The sequence below is a fragment of the Vibrio thalassae genome, assembly GCF_900089835.1.
Classification (GTDB): domain Bacteria; phylum Pseudomonadota; class Gammaproteobacteria; order Enterobacterales; family Vibrionaceae; genus Vibrio; species Vibrio thalassae.
Genome location: NZ_OANU01000008.1, coordinates 78,308 through 94,095, shown reverse-complemented (window position 1 = coordinate 94,095; position 15,788 = coordinate 78,308). Strand labels below are relative to the sequence as shown.

General features: G+C 44.7%; 16 protein-coding genes. 8 read left to right on the top strand and 8 right to left on the bottom strand.

The window, feature by feature from the left end; translation table 11 throughout:
- The 5 genes from VTH8203_RS04985 to rlmM all read left to right on the top strand — a co-directional run.
- A partial coding sequence (locus VTH8203_RS04985; RefSeq protein WP_167385790.1) for a transposase occupies nucleotides 1–196 on the top strand: 196 nt, incomplete at its 5' end.
- A 417-nt stretch (nucleotides 197–613) separates the two neighbouring features.
- A complete protein-coding gene (locus VTH8203_RS04980; RefSeq protein WP_096992672.1) occupies nucleotides 614–1,522 on the top strand; it encodes a transcriptional regulator GcvA in 909 nt (302 codons plus the stop codon).
- Nucleotides 1,515–2,138, top strand: coding sequence for an alpha/beta family hydrolase (locus VTH8203_RS04975; RefSeq protein WP_096992671.1), 624 nt, complete (start codon nucleotides 1,515–1,517; stop codon nucleotides 2,136–2,138). The genes VTH8203_RS04980 and VTH8203_RS04975 overlap by 8 nt, the downstream gene beginning before the upstream one ends.
- A complete protein-coding gene (locus VTH8203_RS04970) occupies nucleotides 2,131–2,547 on the top strand; it encodes a DUF423 domain-containing protein (RefSeq protein WP_096992670.1) in 417 nt (138 codons plus the stop codon). Before VTH8203_RS04975 ends, VTH8203_RS04970 begins: the two co-directional genes overlap by 8 nt.
- Complete coding sequence (gene rlmM / locus VTH8203_RS04965) at nucleotides 2,544–3,635, top strand: 23S rRNA (cytidine(2498)-2'-O)-methyltransferase RlmM (protein ID WP_096992669.1); 1,092 nt, start codon at nucleotides 2,544–2,546, stop codon at nucleotides 3,633–3,635. Before VTH8203_RS04970 ends, rlmM begins: the two co-directional genes overlap by 4 nt.
- A 14-nt stretch (nucleotides 3,636–3,649) precedes the next feature.
- Here rlmM and xni read toward each other — a convergent pair whose 3' ends face one another.
- From xni to queF, 5 genes are all read right to left on the bottom strand, one after another.
- Nucleotides 3,650–4,432 (bottom strand): flap endonuclease Xni, encoded by a 783-nt coding sequence (gene xni, locus VTH8203_RS04960; RefSeq protein WP_096992668.1) that lies wholly within the window; start codon nucleotides 4,430–4,432, stop codon nucleotides 3,650–3,652.
- Between the two features lie 63 nt (nucleotides 4,433–4,495).
- Nucleotides 4,496–5,857, bottom strand: a complete 1,362-nt coding sequence (gene ppnN / locus VTH8203_RS04955) for a nucleotide 5'-monophosphate nucleosidase PpnN (protein ID WP_096992667.1) — start codon at nucleotides 5,855–5,857, stop codon at nucleotides 4,496–4,498.
- A gap of 237 nt (nucleotides 5,858–6,094) precedes the next feature.
- Nucleotides 6,095–7,663, bottom strand: coding sequence for a GGDEF domain-containing protein (locus VTH8203_RS04950; RefSeq protein ID WP_167385789.1), 1,569 nt, complete (start codon nucleotides 7,661–7,663; stop codon nucleotides 6,095–6,097).
- A gap of 104 nt (nucleotides 7,664–7,767) precedes the next feature.
- Nucleotides 7,768–10,038, bottom strand: a complete 2,271-nt coding sequence (locus VTH8203_RS04945) for a tetratricopeptide repeat protein (protein ID WP_096992665.1) — start codon at nucleotides 10,036–10,038, stop codon at nucleotides 7,768–7,770.
- 28 nt (nucleotides 10,039–10,066) lie between these two features.
- Nucleotides 10,067–10,912, bottom strand: coding sequence for an NADPH-dependent 7-cyano-7-deazaguanine reductase QueF (gene queF / locus VTH8203_RS04940; RefSeq protein ID WP_096992664.1), 846 nt, complete (start codon nucleotides 10,910–10,912; stop codon nucleotides 10,067–10,069).
- A gap of 109 nt (nucleotides 10,913–11,021) precedes the next feature.
- On the opposite strand from queF, the gene syd reads away from it, so the two are divergent.
- Both syd and VTH8203_RS04930 read left to right on the top strand, forming a co-directional pair.
- A complete protein-coding gene (gene syd, locus VTH8203_RS04935) occupies nucleotides 11,022–11,567 on the top strand; it encodes a SecY-interacting protein (RefSeq protein WP_096992663.1) in 546 nt (181 codons plus the stop codon).
- Nucleotides 11,568–11,569: 2 nt separating this feature from the next.
- A complete protein-coding gene (locus VTH8203_RS04930; RefSeq protein ID WP_096992662.1) occupies nucleotides 11,570–12,346 on the top strand; it encodes a Zn-ribbon-containing protein in 777 nt (258 codons plus the stop codon).
- 85 nt (nucleotides 12,347–12,431) lie between these two features.
- Here the strand turns inward: VTH8203_RS04930 and VTH8203_RS04925 are convergent, their stop codons facing one another.
- From VTH8203_RS04925 to metN, 3 genes are read right to left on the bottom strand one after another with little or no spacing between them, the layout of a single operon-like run.
- Nucleotides 12,432–13,241 (bottom strand): MetQ/NlpA family lipoprotein, encoded by an 810-nt coding sequence (locus VTH8203_RS04925; protein ID WP_096992661.1) that lies wholly within the window; start codon nucleotides 13,239–13,241, stop codon nucleotides 12,432–12,434.
- Nucleotides 13,242–13,275: 34 nt separating this feature from the next.
- Nucleotides 13,276–13,953, bottom strand: a complete 678-nt coding sequence (locus VTH8203_RS04920) for a methionine ABC transporter permease (RefSeq protein ID WP_096992660.1) — start codon at nucleotides 13,951–13,953, stop codon at nucleotides 13,276–13,278.
- Entirely contained in the window at nucleotides 13,943–14,977 is a 1,035-nt protein-coding gene (metN, locus tag VTH8203_RS04915) for a methionine ABC transporter ATP-binding protein MetN (RefSeq protein WP_096992659.1), read from the bottom strand. The genes VTH8203_RS04920 and metN overlap by 11 nt, the downstream gene beginning before the upstream one ends.
- A gap of 199 nt (nucleotides 14,978–15,176) precedes the next feature.
- Between metN and gmhB the strand changes: the two genes are divergently transcribed.
- Complete coding sequence (gene gmhB / locus VTH8203_RS04910; protein ID WP_096992658.1) at nucleotides 15,177–15,728, top strand: D-glycero-beta-D-manno-heptose 1,7-bisphosphate 7-phosphatase; 552 nt, start codon at nucleotides 15,177–15,179, stop codon at nucleotides 15,726–15,728.
- Nucleotides 15,729–15,788: the final 60 nt, after the last annotated feature.

Genomic DNA, 15,788 nt, shown 5'->3' with positions numbered 1-15,788 from the left:
CAAAGAAGGCATCTGTAACTTTGCAAAGTATGACCGACTAACCAGCTCTATAATCGAGGCTGGCAATGTATCAATAGGATTGTTGCGTAGAAGAGCTCGCGGGATAAGAGATACCGAATACTTCAAACTGAAGATTAAACAGCTTTCAGTACCTGAGGTAAGTTCAATATTATACCCTTCTGTCAAGCTCATCTAAGCGGAGAAGAGCCTGTAATCCTAATCTGATAGATTAACGATTAGTTCTACTATTAATAATAATGTAATAAACGGTCGCCAGTGGCGGCCGTTTTTTTATGCAAGAGTTTCGAATAAAACGCAGACAAAAAAACACCGCCATTTAGGCGGTGTAAGAAAATTTGACAGACAGGTCAAAATACGGGAAGTACACACATCAACTAGGGGATAACTAGCCAAAGTGTGGTGGTAGAATCTACCTAACTCGAAAATCGAGATTGCAAACACAACATCGCAAGCGCAAGTCAATTGATTCTAAAGAGAATCAAGCCGTTCAGACCCGCGTTTGCGGGATGAAATATAGAATTTCTCTGGCTGTTCGGCAATGGACAATTTATAATGTTTCAGATTAAAAAAACTAATGCTTTAGAGAGTCGCTATGTCTAGACGTTTGCCCCCCCTAAACTCGCTAAAAGTTTTCGAAGCTGCAGCGCGCCATTTGAGTTTTACTCGTGCAGCGGAAGAACTGTTTGTAACCCAAGCTGCGGTCAGCCATCAGATTAAAGCCCTTGAAGAGTTCTTGGGATTAAAACTCTTCCGTCGCCGCAATCGGTCATTGCTATTGACTGAGGAAGGGCAAGGTTACTTTCTCGATATTAAAGATATATTTACCTCTTTGGCTGAAGCAACGGATAAAGTACTGGAGCGCAGTGAAAAAGGGGCATTGACCATCAGTTTGCCACCGAGTTTTGCGATTCAATGGTTGGTACCAAGACTTGCGGACTTTAATGACCAAGAGCCTGATATTGACGTACGTATTAAAGCCGTGGATATGGACGAAGGCTCGTTAACCGATGACGTGGATGTAGCCATTTACTACGGCCGAGGTAACTGGCCAGGTTTGCGCGCTGACAAACTCTATCAAGAGTTTCTCGTGCCGCTATGTTCTCCAGCGTTATTACTTGGTGTGAAACCGTTAGACAAACTGTCTGATTTATCTCAGCACACCTTATTGCATGATACCTCCCGCAAAGATTGGAAGCAGTTTGCGAAACAAAACGAAATTGATGGTGTCAATGTTAACCATGGCCCGATCTTCAGTCACTCTACTATGGTATTACAGGCTGCGGCTCATGGTCAGGGGATTGCACTGGGCAACAATGTATTAGCGCAACCAGAACTGGATGCAGGGCGATTGATTGCTCCGTTTGATGAGGTGTTGGTGACTAAAAACGCGTTTTACGTTGTCTGTCATGAAAAACAAGCCGATATGGGGCGTATTGCGACTTTTAGAGATTGGATGTTAGCTAAAGCACAAAGTGAGCAAGAGGAACTACTGGATGAATAAAATTGTGTTTGATGGCCCGGAAGATGGCCCGCTATTTTTGTTTGCTCACGGTGCTGGCGCTGGAATGGACCATGAGTTTATGCAAGATGTGTCGACTCGATTGGCAGAAAAAGGGGTGCGTGTGGCTCGCTTTAACTTCCCTTATATGGAGAAGCGCGCGCTAGATGGAAAAAAACGACCACCAGATCGTGCCCCTAAATTGTTAGAGGCGATGACCGCGGTTATAGAGGAAGTTGCTGACGGTCAGCCGATAGTTATTGGTGGTAAGTCGATGGGAGGCCGTATGGCGTCCATGCTTTCCGAACACCCTATGGTGAAATCCATCGCCTGCCTTGGTTTTCCATTCCACCCTCCCGGTAAGCCAGAGAACTATAAAGGTGCTCATTTAGCGACGATAGAAAAACCAATCCTTATTATTCAAGGTGAACGAGATACGTTTGGAAAATTTGAAGAGTTTGAACAGTTCGAGTTTTCTAATCAGGTGTCTAGCAGCTTTATTCCTGATGGGGATCATAGCTTTAAACCGCGTAAGTCTTCAGGGTTTACGGAAGCTCAAAATCGGCAGTTAGCGGTGGATCGCTTGGCGTTGTTTATCAAGGGGATATCGGATGTCTAGTCGTCTTTTGGTCATTATCGCTTCTCTTTCTGGTTTCCTTAGTGTTGGACTAGGTGCGTTTGCCGCCCACGGTTTGAAAAAACTCCTTTCACCTTATTTAATCGGTGTGTTTGAAACCGGTGTGACCTACCAATTTATTCATAGTCTGGCCATTTTGTTGTGTGCACTGTTGGCGTTCATCGCTGGCAATTCGAATGCTAGAAAGGCATTTCATCGTGCAGCGATTTGCTTTATCATCGGCATCCTTTTCTTTAGCGGTAGTCTGTACGCCTTAGCGCTAACTGGGGTGAAGTGGTTTGGGCCTATCACTCCTATGGGCGGCGTGATGTTTATGCTAGGTTGGTTATTCCTTGCCTATGCTGGATATCAGATGACTGACGAAACAACCAAAGATGGAGTCAATCAGTGAAACAAGTAATGCTTTATTGCCGCTCTGGATTCGAAAAAGAGTGTGCAGGTGAGATTCAAGACAAGGCGAATGCGATAGAAGTCTTCGGCTTTCCTAGAGTTAAGAATAACTCTGGCTATGTAATATTTGAATGTTACCAAGCAGGCGATGCAGATAGATTGATTCGTGAAATTGATTTTCAGTCACTGATTTTTGCTCGTCAAATGTTCGCCATTGCCAGTGAGCTAGAGTCACTCCCAGCAGAAGACCGTATTACTCCGCTTCTCGAGTCACTGGAGTCCATCGAGTCGTTTCCTCGTTGCGGTGATTTACGTATTGAGACCCCAGATACCAATGAAGCGAAAGAACTACTTAAGTTCTGCCGTAAGTTCACGGTACCGGTTCGTCAAGCGATGCGTGGTAAGGGCTATCTGTTCAATAAAGAGCACAGCAAGAAGCCAGTGCTGCATATTTGCTTTATTCGTTCTGGACACTGTTTTGTCGGTTACTCCTATCCAGAAAACAGCTCAGCGTTTTTCATGGGTATCCCTCGTCTTAAGTTTCCTGCTGATGCGCCAAGTCGCTCAACATTAAAGCTTGAAGAAGCATTCCATGTCTTCATCCCGAAAGAAGAGTGGGACACTCGATTGGCATCAGGTATGTGGGGTGTTGATTTAGGTGCTTGTCCAGGCGGTTGGACGTATCAATTAGTGCGTCGTTCGATGTTTGTTCATGCTATCGATAATGGCATGATGGCAGACAGCTTGATGAATACGGGGCAAGTTAAGCATCATCAAGTCGATGGTTTTAAGTTTGAGCCGCCACGTAAAAATGTCACGTGGTTGGTGTGTGATATGGTGGAGAAGCCAGCTCGGGTTGCTCATCTGATGGGTGAGTGGTTGATACGTGGCTGGGCCAAAGAGACTATCTTTAACCTCAAGTTACCAATGAAGGGTCGCTATGATGAGGTTCTTCAAGATATTGAAAACCTTAAGATGTTCTTAATCGAAAACAAGGTGAAGTTTAAGCTTCAAGCTAAGCACTTGTATCATGACCGTGAAGAGATCACGGTGCACATTCAAGTGCTATCCAACATCTCACCTCACTAAAGCGTGTTGAGGGCTTAAGACTGAGTGCTTGAGCCCTCAAATCGAATATCCTGTAAATTAAAGCCTAATTCAATGTCGGTTTTGAGTGCCGCAACCTGCTTACACTTTCTTGCCATTTCAATATGCTCATCCAACTTTTTGCGGTATTTGGCCGCCAATGTTTCTGAGGCATACGCCGACTCAATATCTTGGAATTGATTGAGGATTTCCTTCGCTGCCTTAGGGCCTATTCCTGGCACACCTGGCACTTGAGATGAACTGATCCCGGTTAACCCCCAATAGTCGGCAAGCTGCTCAGGTTTGACACCAAACTCTTGTTCAATAAACGGAGCATCTAGCCAACGGTGTTGGAAGTAATCACGAATTTGTAACGTTGGCGAGAGTATCTGGCAATAGCCTTTGTCAGTCGAAATAATAGTGACAGTCTTGTTGTGGCTGGCCACTTTGACCGCTAATGTGGCTACCAAGTCATCAGCCTCATCGCCCTCTGACAGCAAAGAATCGATACCTAATTGCCACCATGCATCCTGAATCTTCTCCAAGCCATTGAACAAAGGCTCGGGCATAGGTTTACGGTTTTGTTTGTATTCTGGAAGAAGCTCAGCTCGCCATCCTCGGTCTTGTTCATGGTGATCAAAGACCGCGATGATGTGCGTCGGGTTAGCCTCATTTAAAATGCGATGTAAGGTTCTTGAGGTGGTTTGAATGGTTCTGTCGATATCTGTTGGGTCGGGTTGAACCGCATGTACTCGGCGGATGAGATTGAGTGCATCGATAATAACGAGATGAATTGACATAAATTTAAGGCCACTTGAGAACGTGGCCTTATTGTAAATAATCTTCGGTTGAGTTTCAGTGTTTTATTCGCCGTTAGCGATTCGGTAACACGGCACATATTCCGAACCAGGTAATTTCATTCGCTGCTGCGCTACGAAATCGCCTAACAGTCGGTCCATTTTTCTCATTAACGCCTTATCGCCGTCAATGATAAACGGCCCATGTCTTTCGATCTCTTTGATACCTTCCGCTTTTACATTACCGGCGACTATTCCTGAGAATGCTTGACGTAACGTCGCAGCAAGGTTTTCTGGTCGCTGATTTAGATGTAAATCGAGTTCTGCCATATTCTCATGAGTTGGGTCGAATGGCAGCTGGAACTCCGGCTCAATATGCAATGACCAGTTGTAGCTGTAGGCATCACCGGTTTGTTTGCGATGTTCTTTCACTTTAGGCATCGCTTGCTTCATGATTTGTGCGGCTTTCTCTGGATTATCGATGACGATCTGATAATACTTGGTCGCTTCCTCACCCAACGTTGAACGCACAAACTCATCAATTGAGCGGAAGTAGGCTTCGCTCTCTTTTGGCCCTGTGAGGACGATAGGCATAGGTTGGTCGGCGTTCTTAGGGTGCATCATGATACCAAGGATATATAACAACTCTTCTGCCGTACCTGGGCCGCCTGGGAAAATAATGATGCCGTGGGCAATTCGAACAAACGCTTCTAAACGTTTTTCAATGTCAGGCATGATGACCAGTTCATTGACGATAGGGTTTGGTGGCTCTGCCGCAATGATTGATGGTTCGGTTAGACCAAGATAACGTTGCTCGGTATAACGCTGTTTGGCATGACCGATGGCAGCGCCTTTCATCGGGCCTTCCATGGCGCCAGGGCCACAGCCAGTACAAATATTAAGCTCTCGCAGACCAAGCTCGTTACCAACCTCGCGAGTGTATTGGTATTCGGTCGGATTGATGGAGTGTCCGCCCCAGCAGACGATTAAGTTAGGCTCGATACCCGGAATCAAGGTGCCCGCATTACGCAAGATACCAAACACTAAGTTGGTGATATGAGTAGCGTTGGTCAAATTCAATCGCTGACTATCGGCTAAATGCATGTTGACGTAGACGATGTCGCGAAGCACTGAAAAGAGGTGTTCTTGGATACCTTTGATGATTTGGCCGTCCACGAACGCATGTTCCGGCGGATTGGTTAATTCGAGCTTGATGCCTCGCTCACGGCGCATCACATTGACATCAAAAGTTTGATACTTGTCGAGCAGCTCTTTTGAGTTATCGGTATGGCTGCCTGAGTTGAGCACTGCTAGCGTACAGTTTCGGTAAAGCTGGTAAAGGTCACTAGAAGCGGTTTTTTTAAGACGCTCTACTTCTAGCTGAGACAGCAGATCCATACTCCCAGCAGGGCTAATATGTGTGATCATAGGCATTTCCTTTTCTAGAATCGAAAGCGATTGGTGTCTCGCGACTGTCTTTATTTATGGGTAGAAAGCTCAGAATCAAATATCAGACAGTGGAGCAATCGCCTTAGTTATTCATGTTGTTATAGTTATTGGCTGTGAGTTTAGCTGCGATCACATGGTGCGGTTAACTACACAGACAACTATTAGATTAGCAAATGTGAGGCAAGTTTCTATAACTATTTGAAAAATATAAGAGGTCTAAGGTTTCCAAGCCAATTGGTTAGGGCCTAACTTTTGAGTATGAGCAATGGTTTTGTGCAAACGCTCAAGGACTTCATCAGGGGTGTCGTTATGGCTAAAGGCTGTGCTTGCGGCTGATAACGTGATAGTGATCAGCTTATCACGGAATTTAAAAGGTAAGTTGCTGATTTTATTTTGTATTTCTCTAACTTTTGCTTGGCAATGTGCTTCATTTTGCTCAGGCATAATCAACACAAACTCTTCGCCAGAGAAGCGAGCAACTGTATCGGTTTTTGCAACGGTGCTTGAAATAGTTTTAGCGATAATTTTCAGAGCCTTGTCTCCAGCACTATAGCCGAAGTTATGGTTGATGCTCTTGAATTTATCGATATCAAAGATAATGACCCAAAGCGGGTGCTGATTTTTAAGCCAGCGACGATATTCGATCTCAAGTTTATCCAGCAAAGCAGTGCGGTTGTAGACCTTAGTTAGAGGGTCTAGCAGCATGCGCTTCGATTGATCTTCTAGACGGCGTCGATAGTCTTGCGTTACATCGTAAAGGGACTCAAGTTGGTTGTTGCTGTGCGTCATTCTATCTAAAAGAGCTTGTTCTCGCGCTTCGGCATGTTGCAATCGCTCGGTTAGCGACGCGAGCTGAGCAAACAATGGATTCATGGTTCGCTTAGCGTCTTCTGCATCTTGTAAGTTTGCGAGGCGATGTTGACCTGTTGTTACTAAGTCACTGAGCTCTTTACTCATTATTTGACGCTGTTCGTAGTAGATCTGATTCTGGTCGAGGTTTTGAGCATGACTTCTCAATGAAGAAGACAGGGAGGTATTGACTCGCTCCAAGAATTGCTCGGAGGTGCGACGCTCGTACTTGGTGGCGTCGATAACCAAACGTAATACTTGCAGTGTCAGCTCAAGTAGGTTGTTACCTGAAGCATCAGTAAGTAGCTTAGAACGAATCTCGAACAGTTGCTCGCCGGGCTCTCCATCAAAATCAAGCTCGGTAATTAAGTTTTGCAGCTCATCACCCAACGTGAGTAACAAGGCCGCATCCGCACTGAACTCAGGTTCTTTGGTCATTAAGGCTGAATTAGAGGTGATGATCTTAATCGCGCGTTCATAAATGGCTAGAAGCTTTACCGCGTTGTCGGTCAATTTGAGCGAGTTAGGGTCGTTATAGGCGAGGATCGCACGTAAATCACGTTTGATTTGCGCAGGAAGTCCAGAGACACGCTGTAATGTTTCTCCGCTGCGTTGGGTTTGCTCTTCCAGTGAGTTGTGTTGTTTTTCCATGGTAACTGCCTTTTGACCGATCAGGCGATCCAAAATTGCAAACTTAGGCACCAAGCTACTGATGTCTTTGTTATGCTCTAACTCATGGCGTAATTCAATCAATTTTTCGTCAATTCGCGAGTGCGAACCGATATGGGCATGGCTAAGCGTAGCAATAAATCGTTTGAGAATAGTTTGCTCGCGACGAGATTTCAGCGATGCGTCACGTTGAGCAACACGTAATTGCTCCAACTGCATTCTAAGCTGGTGGAGATTCTCCATTGTCTCGCTATCCTGTGAGCCCATAAATCCTATAAAAATAAACTAGTTGTCAAACTTATTGAAGTATTGATTGATAATATCAAAAAACATCACAACGTCACGTAATCTTGCATTCAAGTGCAGGATTTTTACTCACTAGTCAGTATTTTTTTGAACCCGTCCTCATTCTGAGAGGATGAATGGACTTTTATTAGTCCTTGTTTTATCGCGGTTCGACACGCTTGTCGGATATCTTCAGTTGCCAAACTGGCAGCAGGAGCGTTGTCTATCGCCTTTAAATAGACCCAATGACTCTTACTTTCTTTCATACTAACGTCTCGCGCCATATATGTAGCGATGAGTAAGATATCCAACAGTTCTTTGTCATTAATAGCCGTGTAGGCGCGTGGCAAAAACGGATAATTAGCCATACCCACGCGGACGATGCGATTGATGTGTCGATTTGGCTCAAATTCATCTACCCAGCTTTGAATTTCTTCAAACAAACTCTCAGCAGTGCGAGGCTTAATACTCGGTTCGATATAAAGCAGGTTAGCGTCTGAGAAATGGTAAATACGTGCAGGGTTCTCTATCTTGTTGCGAATAAACTCACCAAATGCACGTTCCAATTCCAAGCCTGATTTATACCCGTTTTGGAGGTACATGTTTCTTAGGAATGGCAGGTCTATCATGACAAAGCGAAGGCGGTCACTCAGGGGCTCGTGAATAAGCTCCCCAACTTGCCATTGTTCGAAATGGCTTTGAGTACGTAGTAATGAACTTGGTAATTTGGCGTTCAGTAGACGTAGATTTGGTAAACCGGATCGAGCATGAGAAAACAGGGTATCATTAAGCTCCTTAAGTTCCGCTTTATTACGTCGGGAAACATAGAACAAACGAAATGCTATAAGAGCTATGACGGACAGAGCAAAGAATAGACCCAAAGCGACTTTTTGGAATTTCTTTTGCTTTTCTAGCGCTTCTTTCAGCTTCTGATCTTGGGCTTCGTAATGCAGACCTTGTTCGACAAACTGCTTTTGTTTTCTAAAGGCATCTTCGCTGATTTGGTTGAGCTGATCTTGTTGGTGAATACGTAGCGAATTTGCTTTCTTGATTTCTGCTAACGCTTCTTGGTAATGACCTTGTTGCTCATAGCCCAGTGCAAGTAATTGGTGCGCTTGCTGTTCAAGCGACGTTTGGTTAAGTGATCTGCTTAGCTCAAGCGCTATGGTTGCGTGTTCGATCACTTTATCTTTTTTTCGTTGTTGGTACGCCAGACCTGCGTAAAGCAGCGCAGCGCGTGCTTTGAGTGCCGGATAATCGGCATAGCTGAGCAAGCTTTCTGCCCGGGTCAGGTACTGCTCGGCTAGCGGATAGTTATAGAGCTGCAAATAAGTCGATGCCAAGCTAATGCGAATATCGATCACTTTCTCAATGTTTTTATCTGTTGCCTGATGATCGATAACATTGAAGTAATGAACCAAGGCTAAATTGTATTTCCCTTGAAGAAAATAGATATCGCCCATGAGTTTTAGCACGTCAGCTAAGATCGGTGCTTCAGGATAATTCCCGTAAAAGTCGGCCGCTTGTGATAAGTGCTCAAGAGCTTTGTCTAAAACCCGACGCTGCATGAATAGTTGTGCTAGAAGCTGATTAATGTGGGCTAATTGATCGCTGCTATTTAGCTCGATGGCAGTCCAGTAGGCTAATAGCAGTTCGGATAGTGCCTCGTTATAACGTCGGTAACGAAGAAAGTGCTCCCCATAAGCGGTATGATATTCAACCGCCCACTTTGATAACTTAGCTTGAGGGATGAACGCATTCGCCTTCTGATACATATGATTGGCGAGCTCGTATTCATTTTCTGCCGACGCTATCTCAGCTTGCAAGATCTTAATGCGATAACTGGTACGATTGGCAATGCTCTGTCCCTTACGGATGGTTTCAAGATCGTTCTCAATATGTCTGAGTGCATCCAGTGCCCTTGCCCCTTCGCCATCGCTAAGCCACAATAGGCGTGTGTTGAGGATACGAACATCCAGCTCTAAAAACAGTAGATGATATTGCTTCGTTATGGCTTCGGCTTTATCCAAGCCCTGCAAGGCTTCACGGACGCGACCTAAGTTGAATTCAGCTTGAGAAGCGATGATCAACGCGTGCACCGTACTAATGGGGGTTCGAATGCGTTGGTCGGTATCGTCGCGGGACAAGTTAGGTAAGCGATCATCATTGGGCTCTGATAAGCTTCGATTTGTTAGATAGTCATTGGCGATCTCTAGCGCTTTGCTAGGCTCTATCTCGACCCACTTATCCGCTTCAACCAGAATGGGAGAAGTAAACGAGGAAGAGGCGTTTGCTAGTACTAGATGACTTAAAAGTGCTGCAAAAACCCCTAATACAACCCAAAATTTAGAGCCCATGAATGTGTCCATTTCCTGAAGTTAGAGGTTACTGTCTTGCCATACGAGCATTATGCTCAGGAGCCTGATGTTGATTTGAGCGATAGGGATTAATATCCAAGCCACCACGACGTGTATATCTTGCATACACGGTTAACTTAGTCGGGTTATAGTATTGCATCAAATCCGTGAAAATTCGCTCAACGCATTGTTCGTGGAACTCGTTGTGTTCACGAAATGAAACCAAGTAGCGCAGCAGGGCCTCTCGGTTAATCTTGGCGCCTTGATATTGTATTTCAACACTACCCCAATCAGGTTGGTTGGTGATCAAACAGTTCGATTTAAGCAAGTGACTATGAAGGGCTTCTTCGACCACTTCATCACCCGCTGCTCCTTTAAGCAGTTCTGCATCAAACTCGTAGTTATCGATAGTAATATCTTGGTCATCAATACAGTCACCTGCCATACCCACAATCTTACTGTTTTCGAAATCGGCAACCGGAATCAATGTAACGCTGACGGTTTCGCCAGCGCAGTTTGAGAGGTCTGTGGCCAACGTCGTTTGTACTTGTTCCCAAGAGTCAAAGCGTGTTTGGTTGTAGCTGTTTAAGTACAGCTTAAATGACTTGGATTCAATAAGGTTGGCGCTGGTTGCTGGAATGGAGACTTCACCGATCGCAACTTGAGGTAATCCCTTTGCGTTGAGCCATGAAATTTCATACAAAGTCCAAATATCACACCCTTGGAATGGTAATGTGTCTCCAAGCTCAAGGTCATCACGATTTAAGCTTCTTGGTACCGGTTGCAGTAAACTGGCATCGTAGTGATTGGCGTACTCGGTTTTTTGACCAAGGGTGAGACCTGAAAGCTCTTTAGCGTTGGAATATTTGCTCATAATTGTGTGATATTTCGATTAGAATAAGCTGAATTTTACGAGATCCCTGAATCGCTGTCATCCTTTGTCGCGGCAAAAGGCGTTACAAGCAAGGGCAACCGGAGAGAATATGAATCAAAGTGTACAACAAGCTTTGGAGGCGTTTTCAAAACGCTATCAACAAGCATGGCAAGAAAAACATCAAACGCTTCCTGCAAGTGAAGAACTGCATGGATTGGTTTCACCATGTATTGATAGCAAAGACGAACAACAGGTTTATTGGACATCTTGCCTTCGTGACACTCCTGAAATGCTTGAAAATATAGAGCAAGGGATCGAGTTAGGCCTTCATGATGACATCAAAGCGTTCTATGGCCATCAATACAGTGCAGATATGGAGGCGACGTGGCAGGGTAATGAATTGACGTTACTTCAAGTTTGGAGTGACGACGATTTTACTCGCTTGCAAGAGAATATTTTGGGCCATTTAGTCACACAAAGAAGGTTGAAACTTAAGCCTACGGTGTTTATCGCTGTCACTGATGCTGATATGGATGTGATTTCAATCTGTAACATCACTGGAAATGTGATTCTTGAGCGTCTAGGGACTGACAGACGAGATGTTGTGGCCGATGATATTGCCACCTTCCTTGATGGATTGGAGCCGAACGTTTAATTATGTATGTCGTTGAGCTTCATTTTGAGTGTTTTGATAACACTACGATCAGTGCCGTAGAAAAAGGCATTAATAGCCTGATGGATGCGCTGCGTTATAACGGCCAGGTCTTAGGTCGTGAATTTCCAATCGTCATGGGAGAAGGGGAGTTTTTTGTTCGAGCAGTGTGTCCTGAGCAAGAGAGCCTGCACCCCAAGCACCATTCTGATTTTGTCAAAGTCTGCCTAAAGCGGTTATCTGATGCTTGTTTGTTGGCACCTAAAGTACGATTGTTAGGGCGTGATATTAACTCAGAGCAAGCAGCGGAAGAGGAAGTACCGAGTTGGCAGGTGCTTTATACTACCTATGTGCATACTTGCTCTCCACTTCGCAGTGGTGAGACTTTATTGCCTATTCCGCTCTATCGAAATCCTCCCACGTTAAATGGCGATCATAAATCGGTCATTAAATGGCAAACTGAATGGCAAGCTTGTGATGAAATTCAGATGGCGGGTGGATGTAAAGCGGAGCACGCGGCTTTGCGAGAGTTATCGGACATTGGTAGCGATATTTTCCGCCGCGGTTGGGATATTCGTGGACGTATTGAATACATCACGCAGATTCCGACCTATTACTATCTCTACAAAGTAGGCGGGAAAGATCTAGCAGAAGAGCAAGCGCGGAAATGTCCTAAATGTGGTGGTGAATGGTTACTTGATGAGCCTCTGCATGACATTTTCTATTTCAAATGCAATGCCTGCCGAATTGTATCGAATATCTCTTGGGATCATCTGAAGTAGAACCGTTTGCATTCAGGATGTAGAACGTAAAAAGGTTGAAGCGAGATGCGTCAACCTTTTTTGTATCTGAGTTAAAAGCGAATGATTACCAGCCTTTAACGACACCACCTTTGAAGATGTCAGAAGCCGCATTGTAGACTTCGTCAGTTTGGTATGCTTTTACGAAGTTTTGTACGTTCTCAGCGTTTACGTCGTCCTCACGTGCCACGATGAGGTTTACGTATGGAGACTCTTTGTCTTCAACGAATACACCGTCTTTTTGAGGAGTCAGGTCAATGGAGCTGGCATAGGTCGTGTTGATGACAGATAGAGCAACGTCATCCAGTGAACGAGGTAACTGTGCAGCATCTAGCTCGACGATAGTGAGGTTTTTTGGGTTACTTTCAATGTCACGAACAGTCGCTAATAGGCCAACACCATCACGCAGTGTGATTAAGCCTTGCTGCTCAAGCAGTAATAGTGAACGACCTAGGTTAGTGGGATCGTTTGGTACTGCGATGCGAGCGCCATCTTCGATTTCATCCAAAGATTTTACTTGCTTTGAGTAACCTGCAATTGGGTAAACGAATGTGTTACCAGCGATAGTCAGCTTGTAATTACGGTCAGTCACTTGTTGATCTAAATATGGCTTGTGTTGAAAAGCGTTAATATCGATGGAGCCATCATCTAGCGCTGCGTTTGGCGTTACGTAATCGGTAAAGGTAACGAGTTCCACATCGAGGTTGTATTTTTCTTTAGCGACTTTTGCAGCTACTTCGGCTACTTGCGCTTCTGCGCCCGCCATGACACCTACTTTGATTTTGTTCGTGTCGGCTTCTTTCTCACCACAACCCGCTAGAACCAGCGCCGATGCCGCGGCTGCGATTGCAAGTAAATTCTTAACATTGAATTTCATGACTCTCTCCTTGTTATAAACCTAAAACTTCAATTTATCTGTGGTCGACACGGAGTACGATGGTATCGCCAATCGACTGAATAATTTGCACCAAAACAATAAGCATGACGACAGTAACAGCCATGATAACTACGTCATATCGGTGGAATCCGTAACGTATTGCGACATCACCAAGACCACCGCCACCCACTGTGCCAGCCATTGCTGAGTAGCTTACAAGAGTTACTAATGTGATTGTCACTGAATTGACAATAGTCGGTAATGCTTCAGGAAGCAGTACTTTAGTAATAATTTGATAAGGCGTCGCTCCCATAGATTGTGCGGCTTCCACTAGACCTGTTGGTACTTCAAGCAAGGCCCCTTCGATCAAACGAGCAACAAATGGAATGGCACCCACTGTTAATGGAACGATAGCGGCTGTTGTGCCGATAAAAGTGCCAATTAGCATTTTCGTCACTGGAATAATGGCGACCATCAATACCAAGAATGGCACAGAGCGACCTACGTTTACGATAGCGCCTAGCACACGGTTTAGGCGTGGATTTTCAAGCAACCCACCTTTTTTAGTGGTATGCAGTATGACCCCTAAAGGAATACCGACAGCAAAGCCAACAATACCAGCCACAGCGACCATGTAGAGTGTTTCCCATGTGGCGCCAAGTAGTAGGTTACTATTAAGTGATAGCCATTCAGAGACAGTATTAAAGGACATAACCAAGCACCTCTACTTTTACATTGTGATCGCGAAGGTATTGGATGGCAGCATTATCATCGCTTTCATTACCGAATAGCTCTGCTACCATCATTCCGAATTTAACCCCACCGGCGTAATCAAGATCTGAACTGAGAATGCTCACATCTATATTGTATTTGCGTGCTATTTGCGTCATCAGAGGAGCATCGACGGTTGCTCCGGTGAACTCAAGGCGAACTAACGGGTAACTGCCTTCAACACGCTCATTCTGTAAGCGAACTCGGTAATCTTCTGGGATAGAAAGGTCGAGTGTGGAGCGAATAAACTCGTGCGCTAACTCAGTTTTAGGATGAGCAAAAATGTCACCTACCGTGCCTTTCTCGACAAGGCGGCCATCACCAATAATCGCGACTTCATGGCAAATGCTTTTGACCACATCCATTTCATGTGTAATGAGCAATATGGTGATCTTGAGCTTACGGTTAATTTCTTTAAGCAGTTCAAGAATAGATTGAGTCGTTGCTGGATCAAGGGCACTTGTGGCTTCGTCACAAAGGAGTACTTTCGGATCTGAGGCCAATGCACGAGCAATAGCAACACGTTGCTTTTGTCCACCACTGAGATTCGCCGGATAGGTATCGCGTTTATCAGCAAGACCAACGAGCTTGAGCAGTTCTGAGACTTTGCGTTCGATGGCCGTTTTAGCTTTGCCTGCCAGCTCAAGAGGTAAGGAAACATTCTCAAACACCGTACGCGACGAGAGAAGGTTAAAGTGCTGGAAGATCATACCAATGTTGCGGCGAGTTTCACTAAGCTCAGACTTAGAGAGCTTAGTCAGATCAATGCCATCAACAATCACTGAGCCAGACGTTGGTGCTTCTAACATGTTAACACAACGGATAAGGGTACTTTTTCCTGCGCCGGATGAGCCAATCACACCAAAAATGGTGCCTTCCGCAATGTGAAGGTTAATATCAGACAAAGCGTTGATTTCCTTTGTCCCCTGATAAAACACTTTGTTTACCTGATTAATTTCGATCATCTAAGCAACCTAAATCTAATGAGTAGCATAAAAGTTTGAACTCCGTCTCAATTGATAGAAGATGCTATGGGTTTCACTGATTTGTGTCAATAGATATTTTTACGTCTAGACGTCTAAACGGCATTTTCATAGTGATGTGGATATAAAAGCATGTAATAATTCATGTCATTAGCACTTATCTATAGCAAGAGAGTAACCTGTGGCAAAACCGGCTGTGTTTTTAGACCGTGATGGCGTTATCAATATCGATCACGGCTATGTAAGCGATGAGCATGATTTCGAATATATTGAAGGCGTGTTTGAAGCAACTAAAAAGTTGCAAGAGATGGGCTACATGTTGGTGCTTGTTACTAACCAGTCTGGCATTGCGCGTGGCATGTTCTCAGAAGATCGCTTTTTGTCTTTAACTCAATGGATGGATTGGAATTTCTCTGATAATGGTGTTGAGTTTGATGGTATTTATTATTGCCCTCATCATCCTGAGCATGGCGTAGGTGACTACAAACAAGATTGTGACTGTCGCAAGCCAAAACCGGGCATGTTCATTTCAGCAAGAGATTTTCTCAAAATAGACATGGCTAAGTCCGTGATGGTGGGTGACAAAGCAGAAGATATGATGGCAGCAGAAGCAGCAGGTGTGGGGACTAAGATTTTAGTACGTACAGGTAAACCTGTTACTGAGCGTGGTGAATCTGTTGCGACCGTGGTACTTGATAGTATTCGCGATGTACCTGCTTATCTGGCTAAATAGCGATCTTTGCAACGATCCATGGTTGCAAAAAGCGATTGTTACAAAACGATAGTTACAAAG

Bases quoted from the DNA above. Each gene is read 5' to 3' on its own strand.
- VTH8203_RS04980 (WP_096992672.1), top strand. From the start codon at position 614: ATGTCTAGACGTTTGCCCCCCCTAAACTCGCTAAAAGTTTTCGAAGCT.
- VTH8203_RS04975 (WP_096992671.1), top strand. From the start codon at position 1,515: ATGAATAAAATTGTGTTTGATGGCCCGGAAGATGGCCCGCTATTTTTG.
- VTH8203_RS04970 (WP_096992670.1), top strand. From the start codon at position 2,131: ATGTCTAGTCGTCTTTTGGTCATTATCGCTTCTCTTTCTGGTTTCCTT.
- xni (WP_096992668.1), bottom strand. From the start codon at position 4,432: ATGTCAATTCATCTCGTTATTATCGATGCACTCAATCTCATCCGCCGA.
- ppnN (WP_096992667.1), bottom strand. From the start codon at position 5,857: ATGATCACACATATTAGCCCTGCTGGGAGTATGGATCTGCTGTCTCAG.
- VTH8203_RS04950 (WP_167385789.1), bottom strand. From the start codon at position 7,663: ATGGGCTCACAGGATAGCGAGACAATGGAGAATCTCCACCAGCTTAGA.
- VTH8203_RS04945 (WP_096992665.1), bottom strand. From the start codon at position 10,038: ATGGGCTCTAAATTTTGGGTTGTATTAGGGGTTTTTGCAGCACTTTTA.
- queF (WP_096992664.1), bottom strand. From the start codon at position 10,912: ATGAGCAAATATTCCAACGCTAAAGAGCTTTCAGGTCTCACCCTTGGT.
- syd (WP_096992663.1), top strand. From the start codon at position 11,022: ATGAATCAAAGTGTACAACAAGCTTTGGAGGCGTTTTCAAAACGCTAT.
- VTH8203_RS04930 (WP_096992662.1), top strand. From the start codon at position 11,570: ATGTATGTCGTTGAGCTTCATTTTGAGTGTTTTGATAACACTACGATC.
- VTH8203_RS04925 (WP_096992661.1), bottom strand. From the start codon at position 13,241: ATGAAATTCAATGTTAAGAATTTACTTGCAATCGCAGCCGCGGCATCG.
- VTH8203_RS04920 (WP_096992660.1), bottom strand. From the start codon at position 13,953: ATGTCCTTTAATACTGTCTCTGAATGGCTATCACTTAATAGTAACCTA.
- metN (WP_096992659.1), bottom strand. From the start codon at position 14,977: ATGATCGAAATTAATCAGGTAAACAAAGTGTTTTATCAGGGGACAAAG.